Source organism: Streptomyces sp. NPDC006551 (assembly GCF_040611675.1).
Taxonomy (GTDB): domain Bacteria; phylum Actinomycetota; class Actinomycetes; order Streptomycetales; family Streptomycetaceae; genus Streptomyces.
This window is the reverse complement of record NZ_JBEXOT010000018.1, coordinates 23,503-40,311: the sequence shown is the minus strand read 5'-3', so window position 1 is coordinate 40,311 and position 16,809 is coordinate 23,503. Positions and strand designations below refer to the sequence as shown.

Below are 16,809 nucleotides of genomic sequence, written 5' to 3'. Positions count from 1 at the left end.
CGTCAAACGAGTGACGTCAAAAAAGCCCGATAGGGCAGCTATACCCCCTTGACAATACCTCCGTGGATGGGTAGGGCGCTTGCCGGACGGATGACCGGGAAGAGGGGGACGAAAGCCCCCTCGCTCCGCCTTCCCCCGGGACGCGCGGAGCAGTCGCGGAAGCCCCGGCCGGGCCCGGCGTGGGAGAATCGGCAGGGCTCACACGTACCGCTACCCGAGCAGGAGACACAGCACGATGCGCATCGGAGTTCTCACCGCAGGCGGCGACTGCCCTGGCCTGAACGCAGTGATCCGGTCGGTCGTGCACCGGGCGCTGACCGGCCACGGCGACGAAGTCATCGGCTTCGAGGACGGGTTCAAGGGTCTCCTCGACGGGCACTACCGGCCCCTCGACCTCGACGCCGTCAGCGGGATCCTCGCCCGTGGCGGCACCATCCTCGGCTCCGCCCGGCTGGAGCGCGACCGGCTCTCCGAAGCCGCCGAGTCCGCGCCGGAGTTGGCGAGGAAGTACGGCATCGACGTCCTCATCCCGATCGGCGGCGAGGGCACCCTCACCGCCGCCCGGATGCTCTCCGACGCCGGCATGCCCGTCGTCGGTGTCCCCAAGACGATCGACAACGACATCTCCTCCACCGACCGCACCTTCGGCTTCGACACCGCCGTGGGCGTCGCGACGGAGGCCATAGACCGTCTCAAGACCACCGCCGAGTCCCACCAGCGCGTGATGGTCGTCGAGGTGATGGGCCGTCACGCCGGATGGATCGCGCTGGAGTCCGGCATGGCCGGCGGCGCCCACGGCATCTGCCTGCCCGAGCGCCCCTTCCAGGTCGACGACCTGGTCAAGATGGTCGAGGAGCGCTTCGCACGCGGCAAGAAGTTCGCCGTCGTCTGCGTTGCCGAGGGCGCGCACCCCGCCGAGGGCTCCATGGAGTACCAGAAGGGCGAGATCGACCAGTACGGCCACGAGCGCTTCCAGGGCATCGGCAACCGGCTCGCGGTCGAGCTGGAGCGGCGCCTCGGCAAGGAGGCCCGGCCCGTCATCCTCGGGCACGTGCAGCGCGGCGGCACGCCGACGGCGTACGACCGGGTGCTCGCCACCCGCTTCGGCTGGCACGCGGTGGAGGCGGCGCACCGCGGCGAGTTCGGGAAGATGACGGCGCTGCGGGGCACGGACATCCACATGGTGCCGCTCGCCGAGGCCGTGACGCGGCTGAAGACGGTGCCCGAGAACCGGGTGGCGGAGGCGGAGTCGGTCTTCTGACCTGCGCCGTGCCGCCCGGGCCCGGCGCAGAGCGGCCCCGATCGTCTCCCCCGTGGACGATCGGGGCCGTTCGCCTTCCCCCGTGGCTTTCCGCCCCGACCGGAATTGCCGATTTCCACTCTTGAGTTGAACACCGCAATCAACAAGGCTTACGCCTGTCCCGGACATGTCTCAACTCCGTTCCGGGCGTGTCCGACGGCCGTTTTCGCGGGAGGGGCGGGGGAGTCGCATGACCGAGGGGGACGCCGGCGGGCGGAGCGCGCCCGACCCGAGGGAGGCCACCGACCCGGCCGCCTTCGTCGCCCGGCTCCAGGCTCTCAAGGACTGGTCCGGACTCACCTATCGCGAGCTGTCCGTCCGCGCGGAGGCGCGGGGAGACGTCCTGCCCCGCTCGACGGTCGCGAACATGCTGGCCCGCACGACCGTCCCCCGGGAGGAGCTGCTCACCACCTTCGTCCTCGCCTGCGGAGTGGGCCCCGGTGAGCTGGAGAGCTGGCAGACGGTCCGCAAGGAGCTGGCGGTACGAGGGGTCTACGCATCCGGTCCCGGGCTCGGTGCGACGGGGCCCGACGGGCCCGGCGAGGACGCGCCCGCGGAGGCAGGGGCCGAGGAGGGGTCCGACGCCGCCTCGGCGTCCGACGCCGAGGCGGAGGACGGGACGGACGCCGGGACCGGCACCGTGTGGCCCCGGCCTCCCGACCCCGGCCCGGAGCCGCCGCCCGCCCCCCGATGGCGGATAGGGCGGACGCTCGTCGCGCTCGTGGCCGTCGCCGGACTCGTCCTCGCCGCCGTCAGCCTGGTCCTCGCCGTCGTCCGGGACGGAAACGGGACGGCACCGCCCCGGCTGACGGCCCCGGCGGCCGGCGACGTACACATACGGGTGATCGGTTCGGGCCTCTGCCTCAACGAGCGGCGGGGCGACAGGAACGGCCAGGTCTACCAGGTGGAGTGCGCGGACGCGGTCGTCCCCCGCTACTCCCTCAAGGACCTCGGGGGCGGCCGCTGGCAGATCCTCTCCGACCACCCGGACTACGGTCCCGGCTGCTCCGGCATCCCGTCCGGCGGCCGCGCCCCGGACGCCCCCCTGGAGGACTCGGAGTGCGGCAATCCGAGCCGCGTCGAGCGGTTCGCTCTGGAGCCCTTCGGCGCCCCGGTCGAGGGCTACCGCATCGTCCCCGTGGGCTCGGAGATCGCCGGCCTCTGCGTGACCGTCCTCGGCGACCCCACGGCGGCCTGGTCCCGCCTGGCCCAGTCGCCCTGCCGGGCGGACGCGGCGGCCCAGCTCTTCAGCTTCGACCGCCGCACCGGCGAGGACGCCCCGTAGGCCGGCCCTCCTAGGGCACCTCGACCAACCGGGCCCGCAGCGCGCCGATCACGGACGGGTCCACGCCGACGTGGCCGGTGGCGTAGCCGTACACCGAGCCGTACCTCTCGCGCAGGTCGGCGAGGAAGAGGCGCATGATCTCCGCCGGGGCCCGGCCGTAGCCCGGCCAGCGCAGGGTGCGGCCCGGGTGGGCGGCCCGCCAGTCGGCGATCAGGCGCTCCGTGGCCAGCTCGGTCAGGGCGAAGTCGTCGAGGATCTGCTCGTCGGACACGTCGAGGAGGCCGAGGAGCACGCCCGCGAGCAGCCCCGTACGGTCCTTGCCCGAGGCGCAGTGGAAGACGAGCGGGCCTTCGGCGGCCGCGACGACCTCCAGGGCCGTACGCAGCTCGACCGCCCCGTCCTCCGCGACCTCGGCGAACCGGTCGGCGAGATAGCGCCACGGGTCGACGTCCGGATCGATCTCCGCCTGGTCGTACGGCCGGTGCTCGATGCTCAGGTTGTGCCAGGCGATGCCGCTGGTCTCCGGGGTCTCCGGCAGACGGCCCTTCGCGGCGATCTCCCACGGGTAGCGCAGGTCGATCACCGTCGCCACGCCCAGCTCGTGGAAGCGCTTCAGATCCTCGCCGTCGAGTTTGGCGAGGGAGTCGGAGCGGTAGAGGGTGTTCCACCGCAGGATCGCTCCGTCGGTGGTCCGATAGCCGCCCAGGTCACGGAAGTTGTGCAGGCGGTCGAAGGTTATGTGTCGTCTCACGGCGACACCTTACGAAGCTTCGCGCACCGGCGACGTCGAACGCGACGCCGCTACTCGCCCGTCGCGGCCCAGAAATGCTCCACGATGTCCTCCAGGTACTCCCGCCCGGCCGCGCCGCTGTCGCCCGAGGCGCCCCAGCTGCTCGTCGCCGCCATCTTGGCGTGGTAGTCGGTGTGCAGCCGCTGCAACGCGGACTCCAGGACCCGCTTGGGCAGCGGCAGCATCTTCACCGCCGGCCGGACGTACGCCTGCCAGCGGGTCGTCGCCGCGTCCCGCAGCAGCGCCGCGAGGTCGTCGTCCCGGCCGGTCGCCGTCAGCAGCGCGCGGGGCCCGAGCGCGAGAACCTCGGCGAGGGCCGCGGTCTGCCGTTCGTTGCCCCGCCAGCGGCCGGACTCCTCCATCCGGAGATACGACTGGGTGTCCAGGCCGATCCGCCGCGCCAGGTCGTCGGGCGCGAGCCCGCGGGCCATCCGGTGCTCGCGCAGCGTGGTGGCGGCGGCGAGGAGCTCGCCGGGGGCACACCACAGGACGCCGGCCAGGGCGGTGAGCTCGTTCGAGGTCGGGGCGAGCCGGCCGCGCTCCCAGGCGACGACGGTGTCGGGGGTGATGGCGAGTCCGTACTGCGCGCGCAGGCCGTAGGCGACATGACCCGGGGCCATGCCGAGGCCCTCGCGGAGCCGTCGGGCGGCGGGAGCGTTGAAAGGAGGAGAGGGAGGAGAGGGCTGCACGTCGCCACCGTAGAAGCGGACCGTGACCATTGGCTACGGTGCGTTCCCCCAACGCCGGATGTCGTAGAAACGTGCGAACCGAAGGGTAATGTCGCGGATCCCGACAGATCGGGCACCGGGCGCGCGGGGGTGTGACGCGTCCACAACCGGATCTTGGACGGGTGGGCGACCGGCGTCAAGACCGCGTGCGTACGCGTGCCGGTGCCCGGAGACCGCTCAGTGGCCGTGGCCGTGGCCGTGGCGCGTGGCCGTGATCCAGCGGTACTGGAGCTCGGGCCGGCCGATCTGACCGTACTGCGGGGCCCGTGCGGCCCGCCCGTCCGTGACCAGATGCTCGAGGTAGCGGCGCGCGGTGATCCGGGAGATCCCGACGGCGGTCGCCGCCTCCGCCGCGGTCAGCCCGTCGGGGGCCTCGCGGAGGGTACGGGTGACGGCCTCCAGCGTCGGCGCGCTCAGGCCCTTGGGCAGCGCGGCGGGCTGCGGGGTACGGAGCGTGGCCAGCGCCCGGTCCACCTCGTCCTGACCGGAGGCCTCCCCGGCGGTGGCGCGGAACTCGGCGTAGCGGGTGAGCCGGTCTCTCAAAGTCGCGAAGGTGAATGGTTTCAGCACGTACTGGACGACTCCGAGCGACACCCCTTCGCGGACGATCGCGAGATCGCGGGCGGAGGTCACGGCGATGACGTCGGCGGAGTGCCCCGCGGCGCGCAGCGAACGGAGGAGCTGCAGGCCGTGGCCGTCGGGGAGGTAGAGATCAAGCAGGATGAGATCGACGGGGGTCCGGTCCAGGGCCCGCACGGCGGCGGCCCGCGAGTGCGCGACCCCGGTGACGACGAAGCCCGGCACCCGACCGGCGTACAGGGCGTGCGCGTCGGCGGCGACCGGGTCGTCCTCGACGACCAGCACCCGGATGGGCGGGCCGGGCCGGTTCACGCCGTCACCGCCGCGGCCGCGGCGGCCACGCGGGCCGGCCGAGGGGTCAGCGGCAGCCGTACGGTGAACTCGGCACCGCCCTCCGGGGAGCGGCCCAGGGTCACCGTGCCGGACGCGCGGGCGGCCGCCTGGCGGACCAGGGCGAGGCCGAGGCCCCGGCCGGCGCCGTTGGTGGACCAGCCGCGTTCGAAGACCGCGTCCCGGTCCTCCTCGGCGATCCCCGGTCCGGTGTCCCCGACCCGGATCAGCAACTCGCCGTCCCGCGCCAGAGCGGTCACCGTCACATGGGGCCGGAACCCGGCCGGCCCGGCCGCCGTGCCCGTCGCGGCTTCGTCGGGCACCGTGCCCGGGGCCGTCGGAGTGCCCGCCGATGCGTTCTCGGGCAGCGCGCCCCCGGTCCACGGGCCCGTCGCCGCTTCCTCGGGCACCGCGCCGCGGGCCGTCGCCGCGCCCGCCGACGCGTTCTCGGGCAGCGCGCCCCCGGTCCACGGGCCCGTCGCCGCTTCCTCGGGCGCCGCGCCCGGGGCCGCGCTCGCCGCCTCGACCGCGTTGTCGATCAGGTTGCCGAGGATGGTCACCAGGTCCCGGGACGGAATCCCCGGCGGCAGCAGTCCGTCGTCGATGCGGCTGTCGTCGGTCAGCACCAGCTCCACGCCCCGCTCGTTGGCCTGCGCCGCCTTGCCGAGGAGCAGCGCCGCGAGGACCGGTTCGCCGACCGCGTCGACGACCCGGTCGGTGAGCGCCTGGGCCAGCTCCAGTTCGGCGGTCGCGAAGTCCACCGCCTCCTCCACGCGGCCGAGCTCGATCAGCGAGACCACCGTATGGAGCCGGTTCGCGGCCTCGTGCGCCTGCGAGCGCAGAGCCTGGGTGAAGCCCCGTTCCGACGTCAACTCGCCGGACAGCGCCTGGAGTTCCGTACGGTCCCGGAGCGTGACGACCGTGCCCCGCCGCTCGCCGCCCACCACCGGCCGGGTGTTGATAACGAGCACGCGCTCGGCCGTCAGGTGCAGCTCGTCCACCCGCGGCTCCGAGGCGAGCAGCGCGCTCGTCAGCGAGAGCGGCAGCCCGAGATCCGCCGCCGAGGCGCCCACCACGTCCGCGTCGAGGCCGAGAAGCTCGCGCGCCCCGTCGTTGATGAGAGCGATCCTCCGCTGCCCGTCCAGCATCACGAGCCCCTCGCTCACCGCGTGCAGCGCGGCCTCGTGGTAGTCGTGCATCCGGCTCAGCTCGGCGGCGTTCATCCCGTGCGTGTGCCGCCGCAGCCGGGCGTTGATGACGTACGTACCCGCGCCGCCGAGCGCCAGGGCCGCGCCCGCCATCCCCAGCAGGGCGGTGACCTGCTCCCGTACCTGCTCGCTGATCTTCTCGATGGTGATGCCCGCGCTGACCAGCGCGACGACCCGGCCGTGGTCGCGCACCGGGGCGATCGTGCGGACGGAGGGCCCGAGCACGCCCATGTGGGTCTCGGAGAAGGTGCGTCCCTGGACGGCCTCCTCGATGTGGCCGAGGTACGTGCGTCCGATCTCGTCCGGTTCCGGGTGCGTCCACCGCTTCCCGTCCGGGTCCATGATCACCACGAAGGCGACCCCCGTGCGGTGCCGCACCGACTCCGCGTACGGCTGGAGCAGCGCCGTAGGATCCGCCGAGCGCAGCGCCGCGACCACCGCGGGGGACTCGGCGACGGCCACGGCGGTGGCCGTGGCCTGCCGGCGCGCGGTCTCCTCGGCCTGGGCGCGGTCGCTGACGTACGCGAACACGGCGCATCCCACCACGATCGCCGCCACCAGCACGACCTGCATCGCGAAGAGCTGGCCGGCGAGGCTGCGGGGCCGGGGGAGGGAAACGCGCATGTCCGTAAGTGTGCCTGGCCCGATGTGCGAGCCCGGAATCCCGTTCCCGAATCGTTCTCCGATTTCCCCCTTCGTTTTCCGTGTCCGCGAGGAATCGCGTGAACGAAAGGAACGTAAGGGTGACCCCGGTCACAGGCTGATGGATAGTCGCGGGGATCCACCGGGACGTGGATTACCCATCAGCACGAGGAGGACCCCGTGGCCGCACGACGGGACCGTACCCATTACCTGTACATCGCAGTCATCGCAGCCGTGGTTCTCGGCATCGCGGTCGGCTTTCTGGCGCCCGGCGTCGCCGTCGAGCTGAAGCCGCTGGGAACCGGCTTCGTGAACCTGATCAAGATGATGATCTCGCCGATCATCTTCTGCACGATCGTGCTCGGTGTCGGATCGGTCAGGAAGGCGGCGAAGGTCGGGGCCGTCGGCGGCCTCGCGCTCGGGTACTTCCTCGTGATGTCGACCGTCGCCCTCGCGATCGGCCTGGTCGTCGGCAACATCCTGGAGCCGGGGTCCAGCCTCCACCTGACCAAGGAGGTGGCCGAGGCCGGCTCGAAGCAGGCGGAAGGGGCGAGCGAGTCCACGGTGGACTTCCTGCTCGGCATCATTCCCAAGACGCTGGTCTCCGCCTTCACCGAGGGCGAGGTCCTCCAGACCCTGGTGGTCGCCCTTCTCGCCGGCTTCGCGCTCCAGGCCATGGGCAAGACCGGGGAGCCGGTGCTGCGTGGGATCGGGCACATCCAGCGGCTGGTCTTCCGCATCCTCGCCATGATCATGTGGGTGGCCCCGGTCGGCGCGTTCGGCGCCATCGCCGCCGTCGTCGGCGCCACCGGCGTCGACGCCCTCAAGTCGCTCGCCGTCATCATGATCGGCTTCTACGTCACGTGCGCGCTGTTCGTCTTCGTGGTGCTCGGCGCGCTCCTGCGGCTGGTCGCCGGGGTGAACATCCTGGCGCTCCTGAAGTACCTGGGCCGCGAGTTCCTGCTGATCCTCTCCACGTCCTCGTCCGAGTCGGCGCTGCCCCGGCTGATCGCGAAGATGGAGCACCTCGGTGTGAGCAAGCCGGTCGTCGGCATCACCGTGCCGACCGGCTACTCCTTCAACCTCGACGGCACCGCGATCTATCTGACGATGGCCTCGCTCTTCGTCGCCGAGGCCATGGGCAACCCGCTGTCGGTCGCCGAGCAGATCTCGCTCCTCGTCTTCATGATCATCGCCTCGAAGGGCGCGGCGGGCGTGACGGGCGCCGGCCTCGCGACCCTCGCGGGCGGACTGCAGTCGCACCGCCCCGAGCTGGTGGACGGCGTCGGTCTGATCGTCGGCATCGACCGCTTCATGAGCGAGGCCCGCGCGCTGACCAACTTCGCGGGCAACGCCGTCGCGACCGTCCTGGTCGGCACCTGGACCAAGGAGATCGACAAGGCGCGGGTCTCCGAGGTCCTGGCCGGACGGGTCCCCTTCGACGAGAAGACCCTGGTCGACGACCACGCCCCCGCGCCGACCGACGTGCCGGACCAGCGCGCCGAGGAGAACGAGGAGAAGGCCCGAGCGGGCGTCTGACCCGGGCCGGGAGGGGGCCGTCCTCAGCCCGCGCGGGCGTCTGAACCGGGCCCGAGAGGGGCCCGCCCCCGGCCCCGCGCGGGCGTCCGGCCCCGCCCGCGCGGGCGCGCGTTCCAGCCCCGAGCGGGCGTCCGAGCAGCTGCCCGCCCCAGACCACCCCGGTTCCCGGGCCTTGAGCCGGATCCGGGCCCCGGGGGGACGGAGACGACCCCGGCCTTCGGGCCGGGGTCGTCACTCGTCTGTTCCAGGACCGCCGTGCGCGCCGGTCCCTCAGCCGAAGGGGATGCGGACCACCGACTGGTTGCCGACGCCGAGGGTGCTCGGCCCGTTCCCGATCGCGTTCCACACCTCGATCCGGACCCGGCCGTTCACCAGGTTCCCGTGGCTACCGGTCGCCGACTTGAGGCCCTTCGCCTGGGTGTAGTGCTCGTAGCCGGGCACCGGATCGGTCGCGAAGTACTGGTACGTCTCCGTACGCTCCCAGCTCCCGTCGCCGGTGCGGTCGTAACTCACCCGCATCTGCTGCCCGTTGGCGACCACCGACCCCGCGTCCACGAACAGGTCGAACTGCGTCGAGCCGCCGTTGTACGTCCGTGTGATCGGGCCCGAGGTGAAGACCTGCGGGTTGGCGGGGGACCCGTCGTGGTTGACGCCTCCGGCCGAGGCCAGGGTGACGGCCGAACCGGTCGCCTGGGCGTCCCCGGCGCCCCCGCCCGTCCGCAGGTGGAGCTGAGAGGAGCCCGACGGCGGCGGGGTCGTCGGCGGCGGGGTGGTGGTCGAGCCGCCGCCCCGGGTCCACACCGCCACGTAGTCGACCAGCATGGGCCGCCCCGGAACGGTCGCGGCCGTCGGCGTCTTCCCCGCCAGCGCGTCCGGGAAGGCCCCGCCCATCGCCACGTTCAGCAGGATGAAGTAGCCGGCGTGGCTGGTCATGTCGGCCCACGCCTGGGCGCCCACCCGGGTCTCGTTCACGCTGTGGAAGAGCTGGTCGTCGACGTACCAGCGCAGCTCGTTGGGGGAGACCGAGCGGTCCCACTCGAAGCGGTAGGTGTGGAAGGCCGACTGGCAGCTCGCCCCGGGGCAGGTGCGGCTCGCACCGATGCCGGTCGTCTCGCCGCACGGCCCGCCCGGGTTCACCCCGCAGTGCAGCACGCCCCAGACGGAGTTGACTCCGTTGACGTTCTCCATGATGTCGAACTCGCCGATGGCGGGCCAGTTCCAGTAGTTGCCCCGGTAGGGCGCGCCGAGCGCCCAGAACGCCGGCCAGTAGCCGAGCGCCGCGTCCCCGGTCACGTTCGGCATCTGGATCCGGCCCTCGATGCGCAGGGTCCCGCCCGCGGGAGCCTTGAAGTCGGCCCGTTTGGTCTCGATCCGGGCCGACGTCCAGTTCCCCGCACCGTCCTTGAGCGGGGTGATCCGGAGGTTGCCGGTCCCGTCCAGACGGAGGTTGTCGGGGCTCGACGTGTAGTTCTGGATCTCTCCCGTTCCCCAGTTGGCGGGGCCGCCGGGGTAGCCGTGACCGGTGTCGATCTGCCACTCGGCCGCGTTCGGGAGGGAGCGGTCCGGGCCGTTGAAGTCGTCGCTCCACTGGAGCGACCAGCCCGGGGCCGGCGGGACGGCGCCACTGGCGGCGCCGGCGCCGCCGAGACCCAGCAGGGCGCCCGCGGCGAGCGTGGCGGCGAGGAGCGAGGCGAGCAGGGGGGTACGTCTGACGCGGCTCAAGAAGAACACCTCCGGGGCGATGGTGCGCGGGGTGTGCGGGGGGTTGAGAGCGCTCTCAGAAAGCTTTTGTAGTTGGAGACACCGGCCCCGTCAATGGGTCCGGTGTCTTCGGTCGCTGAACGCTCAGCGCCGCCAACTCTTCCTCGTCGAGGACGAGTTCCGCGGCCGCCGCCGAGTCCCGTACCGTCTCCGGCCGGCTCGCCCCGGGGATCGGGAGCACCGTCTCCGACCGCGCGAGCAGCCAGGCGAGCGCCACCCGCTGGGGGCTCACCCCGCGCGCCCGCGCCACCCGGTGGAACGCCCCGAACTGCGGGTCCTCCGCATGGGCCGACGCCCCGTCGAGCGAGCTGCGCGAGATCCCGCCCAGCGGACTCCACGGCAGAAAGGCGAGACCCAGCTCCGCGCAGAGCCGCAGCTCCGCCTCGCTCGTGCGGACGGCGGGGGAGTACCGGTTCTGGACGGAGACGAGCCGGTCGCCCAGGATCTCCCGGGCGAGCCGGATCCCCTTCCGGTCCACATTGGAGACCCCGGCCAGCCGGACCGTGCCCGCGTCGAGCAACTCCCGTACGGCTCCGAGGGATTCGGCGTACGGAACGGCCGGGTCGGGCTTGTGCAGCTGGTACAGGCCGATCGCCTCGACGCCGGGCCGGCGGCGCGAGGCCTCGGCGGCCCGCCGCAGATGCCGCGGGCGGCCGTCCACCGTCCAGCCGCCGTCGTGCGTCCGCCCCCGGCCGCCCTTCGTCGCCACCAGGACGTCGTCGGTACGGCCTCCGTACGCCCGCAGGGCCCGTGCCACGAGCAGCTCGCCCTCTCCCGGCGCACCACCCGGCGGGTGGTAGGAGTCGGCCGTGTCGAGCAGCGTCACGCCCGCGTCCAGCGCCGCGTGGACGGTCGCCAGGGCGCGCGCCTCGTCGGGGCGGCCCTCGATGGAGAGCGGCATCGCACCGAGCCCGATCGCGCCGACCCGTACGTCACCGAGCATGCGGTACCGCATCAGCGCGCCCCCACCGTCTCGGAGACGGCCCGCGCGAGCCAGTCCGCGGAGCGGCTGAACTCGAAACCGAGCGCCGTCGCCCGCGAGTTGTCCATTCCGTACGAGCGGGTGAAGGAGAACGGCGAGACCTCGCCGACCTCCACCTCCTGGAAAACCGTCCGTCCGCCCACCCGGCTCTCGATCTCCGCACATATCTCGGCCGTCGTGAGAAGCCCGTGGGAATGCGCGTTCACCGGCCCGGTGAATTCCGCTTCCACCGCCCAGGCGAGGAATTCCGCGATCTCCTCGACATATACATAGGTGGCCGGATGGTTCACCATCGGTACGGCGATCGGCTCACCGGCCCGGATGCGGCGCGCGTAGTGGTCGACCCGCCCGGTGAAGTCGTCGTTCCCGCCCAGCACATGGGCCACCCGCACGGTCACGTACGGAAACGGGGGATCGACCGCGAACACCGCCTCGGCCTGCCGCTTCCCCTCGCCATAATGCCCGTCGAGGAACTCCGGGTCGTCCCACGGAAGACCCGTGTCGACGGCGACCGCACGGGGATCGACGGCTTCCTCCCGTACGGGGACGGCCGAGTCCTCGTACTCGTACACCTCCACCGTCGACGTCATCACATACCGCCGGGTGCGCGCTCCGAACACCCGACGGGCGATCTCCGCCTGGCGCGGCGTATAGCAGACCTGGTCCACGACGGCGTCGAAAGTACGATCGCCAAGGGCTCTTTCCAGGGCCGCCTCGTCGTTACGGTCGGCGACCAGATGAGTCGCCCCCTCCGGAGGTGCGGAGGAACCCCGGTTGAGAACCGACACCGCGTGACCGGATTCCAGCAGACGGGCCATCAGCCGCTTTCCGAAATAGCGACTTCCACCGATGATCAGAATGTCCATACGACAAGTGTTACGTTGTGCCGTCGCCATCTGAAGGGGGAACCATGGGAGTCCAGGCCACCGCACCGAAAGAACCACGGCATCTGCGCCCCGCCACCAACGAAACCTCGGCGGCCGCCTTCGACGCCGTCGACCGGCAGATCCTGGAGCTGGTCCAGAGCGACGGACGCATCAAGCTCAGCGAGCTCGGCCGCCGGGTGCGGCTCAGCCCCGCGGCCGTCACCGAGCGGGTGCGCCGCCTGGAGGCGTGCGGGGCGATCACCGGTTACGGCGCTCATGTCTCCCCGTCCCGGCTCGGGTACGGCATCCAGGCCTTCATCCGGGTCGACCCGCACGGCGGTTACACCCTGAAGCACCCGCGGACCCTGGAGCTGACCGCCCGGCCCGAGGTCCTGGAGGTCCACCACGTGGTGGGCGAGGACTGCTGGATCCTCAAGGTCGCCGTCACCGACACCATCCATCTCGAAGACGTCCTGGAGCAGACCTCGGCGCTCGGCCGGACCACCACGTCGATCGTCCTGTCGTCCCCGGTGGAGCGCAAACCGCTGCTGCCTCCCGCCGAGAACGGCTCTTGACAACTCGTCGCACCTGCCGCTGAGATGAAGGAACTCGCGTCGCGTGCCGGTCCGCGCTGGAAAGCGGAGGCATGGAGGCAAGAGGACCGTAGGGATGGCTTTGCCTCTCCACTTCAACTCCGCGATCATCGAAGAATTCCGCACCAACGCCGGCAAGCTCGGCGGCCCCTTCGAGGGATGGGTGCTTCTCCTTCTCACCACCACCGGCGCCCGGTCCGGAAAAGAACACACCACGCCGCTCGGCTTCGTCGAGGACGGTGACCGGCTCCTGGTCACCGGCTCGGCCGGCGGCTCCGACCGGCACCCCGACTGGTACCGCAACCTCCTGGTGAACCCCACCGTCACCGTGGAGCTGGGCACCGACACCTGGCGGGCCACCGCCGTCGCGGCGACCGGCGCCGAGCGCGACGAGCTCTTCGCCAAGGTGGTCGCCGCGGCCCCCGGCTACGCCGACTACCAGAAGGCGACGGACCGGATCATCCCCGTCGTCGCCCTCTACCGGATCCCCGAGGACACCTACACCCCGCCGAACCGGCTCGACGCCCTCGCCGACGAGCTGATCAGGATCCACGACTGGCTGCGTACCGAACTGGCCGCCCTCTCCGAGGGCCTCCGCTCGCGTACGGCACCGGGACTCACCGTCGAGCTGCGCCGCCACTGCCTGACCTTCTGCTCGGCGATGGCCGTCCACCACGGCGGGGAGGACGCGGGCCTCTTCCCGTACCTGGCCCGCACCTTCCCGGAGAAGGCCGGGGCCTTCGACCGGCTGCGGGCCGAGCACGCGACGGTCGCCCGCGTCCTGGACGAGCTCCAGGCCCTGCTCGCCCGGCTCGACGAGGCCGAACCCGGGGCGTTGCGCGCCGAGTTCGACCGGCTTCGCGTGGAGCTGGAGAACCACTTCGCGTACGAGGAGGAGCAGGTCATTCCGCTCCTCAGGGCAGGTAGCTGATCACCTCGCTGCTTGCCTTGACGTCGGCGTCAAGGCTTACGTTCGGGGACATGCGAATCGGGGAGCTGGCCGAGCGCGCCGGAACGACCACGCGGACTCTGCGGTACTACGAGTCCCGTGGCCTTCTGGCCGCCCGGCGCACGGAGAACGGCTACCGCACGTACGACGAGGACGACCTGCGCCTCCTCCAGCAGATCCGGACCCTGCAGGACTTCGGGTTCGAGCTGGAGGAGACGCGGCCGTTCGTGGAATGTCTGCGGGCGGGGCACCCCGCGGGGGACGCGTGTCCCGCCTCTCTCGACGTGTACCGCAGGAAGCTCGCCGAGCTGGACGGTCTCGTCGACCAGCTGCGGGCGGTGCGGGCGCAGGTCGCCGCGCAGTTGCTGCGGGCCGAGGCGGAGCTGCCCGGCGGCCCGGAACCCACATGCGAACTCGGAGGATGACGAACATGGTTCAGGTGGAGGGTGTCGCCGCGGTGACGGACGCGGACTTCGACACGGAGGTACTGGGCGCCGGACTGCCCGTCCTGGTGAAGTTCACGGCGGACTGGTGCGGCCCGTGCCGCCAGCTGGCGCCGGTCCTCGGCGCGGTCGCCGCCGAGGAGACGGACCGGCTCAAGATCGTCACGCTGGACGTGGACAGGAATCCGGGGACGGCACTGCGGTACGGCGTTCTGTCGACGCCGACGCTGATGGTGTTCCGGGCGGGCGAACCCGTGAAGTCCCTGGTGGGCGCCCGCCCGAAGCGCCGGCTCCTCCAGGAACTGGAGGACGTGCTCGGCTAGGGGGTGTCTCGTCGATCAGGCCGGATCAGTGAGCGGCGAGCACCCACCCCCTAGGGGGTGTTCGGCCACAGCGCGGTGCTGTGGGCGGCGACCAGGGACTCGATCCGGGCGAGGATCTCCGCTGCCGGCTCCGGCCCGAGCCGTCGGCCGTCCCGCAGACGCAGGGCCACCCGGTCGTCGGCGGCCTCCTCGGCACCGACGACCGCCTGGTACGGGACGAGCCGGGCCTCCCGGACGCGGGCCCCGAGGCTGCCCCGCTCCGGTCCGGCGACCTCCGCCCGCAGCCCGAGCTCCGCGCACCGCGCGGCCAACGCGTCGGCGTTCGGCAGCTCGGCCTCGGAGACCGGGAGGATCACCAGCTGGACGGGGGCGAGCCAGGCGGGGAAGGCGCCGCCGTGCCGCTCGACGAGATGGGCGACGGCCCGTTCCACGCTTCCGACGACGCTGCGGTGAATCATCACCGGCCGATGCCTGGCGCCGTCCGGGCCGATGTAGCGCAGGTCGAACCGCTCGGGCTGGTGGAAGTCGATCTGCACGGTGGAGAGGGTGGACTCGCGCCCCGCTCCGTCGGCGACCTGCACGTCGATCTTCGGTCCGTAGAAGGCGGCCTCACCCTCGGCGGCCTCGTAGGGCAGCCCGGAGGCGTCGAGCACCTCGCGGAGCAGCGCGGTGGACCGCTCCCACATCTCGTGCGCGGCGACGTACTTCCCGCCCGGCCCGGGCAGCGAGAGCCGGTGGCGCACGGGAACGATGTCCATCGCCTCGTACGCCCGCCGGATCAGACCGAGGGCGGCCGAGGCCTCCTCGGCGACCTGGTCCAGGGTGCAGAAGATGTGCGCGTCGTTCAGCTGGATGGCCCGGACCCGGGTCAACCCGCCGAGGACGCCGGAGAGTTCGGAGCGGTACATCCCGCCGAGCTCGGCCATGCGCAGCGGCAGCTCGCGGTAGCTGTGCGCGCGGGAGCGGTAGATCACCGCGTGATGGGGGCAGAGGCTCGGCCGCAGGACGACCTGTTCACCGCCGAGCTCCATCGGCGGGAACATGTCGTCGCTGTAGTGGGCCCAGTGCCCCGAGATCTCGTACAGCTCCCGCTTGCCGAGCACGGGCGAGTACACATGGCGGTATCCGGCCCGGCGCTCGGCGGCGCGGACGTACTCCTCCAGGGCGTGCCGTACGACGGCGCCGTCGGGCAGCCAGTACGGCAGCCCGGCCCCGATGAGCGGGTCGGTGTCGAACAGGTTCAGCTCGCGGCCGAGCTTGCGGTGGTCGTGCACGGTGGTCTCCTCGCGAACGGCGGGCGAGTGACCACAGGACGAAGCCCCGGGGCACTCGCCCCGGGGCTTCGGACAAAGACAGCTGTCAGCGCGCCGGGACACTCTCCGGCGTCGTCGTGATCATGGCAGCGCGCTTCATGAGCGCGAAGCTAGCAGGCCGTCCGGAGGGCGTGCACGGGGTTATCCGCGCAAGGCGATCCGGACGCGCTGGGTGGCCACGTTGACGGCGGTGACCTCGAAGGTCAGCTCGTCCCCCGGCTGTGGCGCACGGCCGTCGAGGTCGTCGCGGTCGACGAGAGCCTCGACGCCGTCGGCGACGAGGACGAAGACCCCGGACGGGAGCCGCTTGGTCACCCGACCCGTCCGGACGCCTCCGAAGCCGCCGCGTGCGAAGGCCCGCAGCGGGTCGGGCTCCAGGCTCTTGCGGGAGAGGAAGATCTTCTCCCGGCCCATGTCGACGCCCAGGACCTCGAAGGGAAACTCCTGCCCCTCGCTGATCACGTCACCCGGTGTGTCGTACGCGCCCCAGGCCACCTCCGAGATGTTCATCGTCCCCTCCATACCGCCCAGTTCGACGAAGGTGACATGGAAGCTCGCGATGTGCGAGACGACCCCGGTGAGGACGTCGCCCCGCTCCAGGCCGTTCAGGAACGCCTCGCGCTCCTCGCCCTTCAGCGTCAGCGTCTCGCGCGCGTCCGTGAACGCCGCCTCGCTCAGCAGAGAGCGCCACCGGGTGAAGAGCCGCAGAAGGGGACCGCCCCATTCCGCCCGGAACTCCGGGTTCTCCACGGCCAGATCCAGCTCGTTCGCGGCCGTCAGCTCCGCGAAGTCCGCCCGCCGCCCCCACCCGGGCGTGTGCGTCTCCTCGGTGAACCGGTCCCGGAAGGCCCCGCCCTCCTCCGCCATCCCCGCGTACGAGACCTTCCGGTCGCAGCTCGCATAGAAATGGACCAGCTCCTCCGCCTCCGCCCCGATCGCCTCCGCGAGAACGTCGCGCCGGTCGAGCGGCAGAAGGCCCTCCGGGAAACCGTCCGTGCCGTAGAAGGCGTGGCACAGGCCGGCGAGCCGGAGCTCGTCCCGCGCGCCCCAGCCGGCCAGCCGGGCCTCCACCCGTTCCAGGTGGGTGAGCAGGGTGCCGCCCGGGTGTTCCAGCCGGTCCGCCCCCCGAGCGATGAGCAGGTTCCGCGCCGCCGTGTCTCTCCCCATGGTCCCCATGG

15 protein-coding genes and 1 pseudogene are annotated in these 16,809 nt (G+C 72.1%); 7 read left to right on the top strand and 9 right to left on the bottom strand.

Translation table 11 applies throughout. The features are described 5' to 3' along the window. The first annotated feature begins 235 nt into the window (after positions 1-235). Positions 236-1,261 carry an ATP-dependent 6-phosphofructokinase gene (locus tag ABZY12_RS18090; protein WP_356891334.1) on the top strand — a complete coding sequence of 342 codons (1,026 nt, stop codon included), beginning with the start codon at positions 236-238 and terminating at the stop codon, positions 1,259-1,261. Positions 1,262-1,490: 229 nt separating this feature from the next. Further along, positions 1,491-2,585, top strand: coding sequence for a hypothetical protein (locus ABZY12_RS18085; protein WP_356891332.1), 1,095 nt, complete (start codon positions 1,491-1,493; stop codon positions 2,583-2,585). Positions 2,586-2,595: 10 nt separating this feature from the next. Here the strand turns inward: ABZY12_RS18085 and ABZY12_RS18080 are convergent, their stop codons facing one another. The 4 genes from ABZY12_RS18080 to ABZY12_RS18065 all read right to left on the bottom strand — a co-directional run bounded on the left by ABZY12_RS18080 (position 2,596) and on the right by ABZY12_RS18065 (position 6,844). Further along, positions 2,596-3,336, bottom strand: a complete 741-nt coding sequence (locus tag ABZY12_RS18080) for a tyrosine-protein phosphatase (protein ID WP_356891330.1) — start codon at positions 3,334-3,336, stop codon at positions 2,596-2,598. A gap of 50 nt (positions 3,337-3,386) precedes the next feature. Continuing rightward, positions 3,387-4,094 carry a helix-turn-helix transcriptional regulator gene (locus ABZY12_RS18075; RefSeq protein WP_356891328.1) on the bottom strand — a complete coding sequence of 236 codons (708 nt, stop codon included), beginning with the start codon at positions 4,092-4,094 and terminating at the stop codon, positions 3,387-3,389. 186 nt (positions 4,095-4,280) lie between these two features. Then, complete coding sequence (locus ABZY12_RS18070) at positions 4,281-4,994, bottom strand: response regulator (RefSeq protein ID WP_356891326.1); 714 nt, start codon at positions 4,992-4,994, stop codon at positions 4,281-4,283. Next, positions 4,991-6,844 carry an ATP-binding protein gene (locus ABZY12_RS18065; protein WP_356891324.1) on the bottom strand — a complete coding sequence of 618 codons (1,854 nt, stop codon included), beginning with the start codon at positions 6,842-6,844 and terminating at the stop codon, positions 4,991-4,993. The genes ABZY12_RS18070 and ABZY12_RS18065 overlap by 4 nt, the downstream gene beginning before the upstream one ends. A gap of 198 nt (positions 6,845-7,042) precedes the next feature. Here ABZY12_RS18065 and ABZY12_RS18060 point away from each other — a divergent pair, with 198 nt between their 5' ends. Then, on the top strand, positions 7,043-8,401 hold the full coding sequence (locus ABZY12_RS18060; protein ID WP_356891322.1) for a cation:dicarboxylase symporter family transporter: 1,359 nt from the start codon (positions 7,043-7,045) through the stop codon (positions 8,399-8,401). Between the two features lie 270 nt (positions 8,402-8,671). Here the strand turns inward: ABZY12_RS18060 and ABZY12_RS18055 are convergent, their stop codons facing one another. The 3 genes from ABZY12_RS18055 to ABZY12_RS18045 are packed head-to-tail and all read right to left on the bottom strand — an operon-like array spanning position 8,672 to position 12,010. Continuing rightward, entirely contained in the window at positions 8,672-10,123 is a 1,452-nt protein-coding gene (locus ABZY12_RS18055; protein ID WP_356891320.1) for a glycoside hydrolase family 16 protein, read from the bottom strand. A gap of 55 nt (positions 10,124-10,178) precedes the next feature. Further along, positions 10,179-11,117, bottom strand: a complete 939-nt coding sequence (locus ABZY12_RS18050; RefSeq protein WP_356891318.1) for an aldo/keto reductase — start codon at positions 11,115-11,117, stop codon at positions 10,179-10,181. Further along, positions 11,117-12,010, bottom strand: a complete 894-nt coding sequence (locus ABZY12_RS18045; protein ID WP_356891316.1) for an NAD-dependent epimerase/dehydratase family protein — start codon at positions 12,008-12,010, stop codon at positions 11,117-11,119. Before ABZY12_RS18045 ends, ABZY12_RS18050 begins: the two co-directional genes overlap by 1 nt. Positions 12,011-12,054: 44 nt before the next feature. Between ABZY12_RS18045 and ABZY12_RS18040 the strand changes: the two genes are divergently transcribed. The 4 genes from ABZY12_RS18040 (at position 12,055) to ABZY12_RS18025 (ending at position 14,318) form a co-directional block, all read left to right on the top strand. After that, on the top strand, positions 12,055-12,585 hold the full coding sequence (locus ABZY12_RS18040; RefSeq protein WP_356891314.1) for an Lrp/AsnC family transcriptional regulator: 531 nt from the start codon (positions 12,055-12,057) through the stop codon (positions 12,583-12,585). Between the two features lie 94 nt (positions 12,586-12,679). After that, entirely contained in the window at positions 12,680-13,534 is an 855-nt protein-coding gene (locus tag ABZY12_RS18035) for a nitroreductase/quinone reductase family protein (RefSeq protein ID WP_356891312.1), read from the top strand. Positions 13,535-13,584: 50 nt separating this feature from the next. Continuing rightward, complete coding sequence (locus tag ABZY12_RS18030; RefSeq protein ID WP_356891310.1) at positions 13,585-13,977, top strand: MerR family transcriptional regulator; 393 nt, start codon at positions 13,585-13,587, stop codon at positions 13,975-13,977. A 5-nt stretch (positions 13,978-13,982) separates the two neighbouring features. Beyond that, a complete protein-coding gene (locus ABZY12_RS18025) occupies positions 13,983-14,318 on the top strand; it encodes a thioredoxin domain-containing protein (protein WP_356891308.1) in 336 nt (111 codons plus the stop codon). A gap of 50 nt (positions 14,319-14,368) precedes the next feature. Here ABZY12_RS18025 and thrS read toward each other — a convergent pair. Next, positions 14,369-15,598, bottom strand: a pseudogene (thrS, locus tag ABZY12_RS18020) (threonine--tRNA ligase); the annotation flags it as partial. Positions 15,599-15,772: 174 nt separating this feature from the next. Beyond that, entirely contained in the window at positions 15,773-16,798 is a 1,026-nt protein-coding gene (locus ABZY12_RS18015) for a DUF6817 domain-containing protein (protein ID WP_356891306.1), read from the bottom strand. Positions 16,799-16,809: the final 11 nt, after the last annotated feature.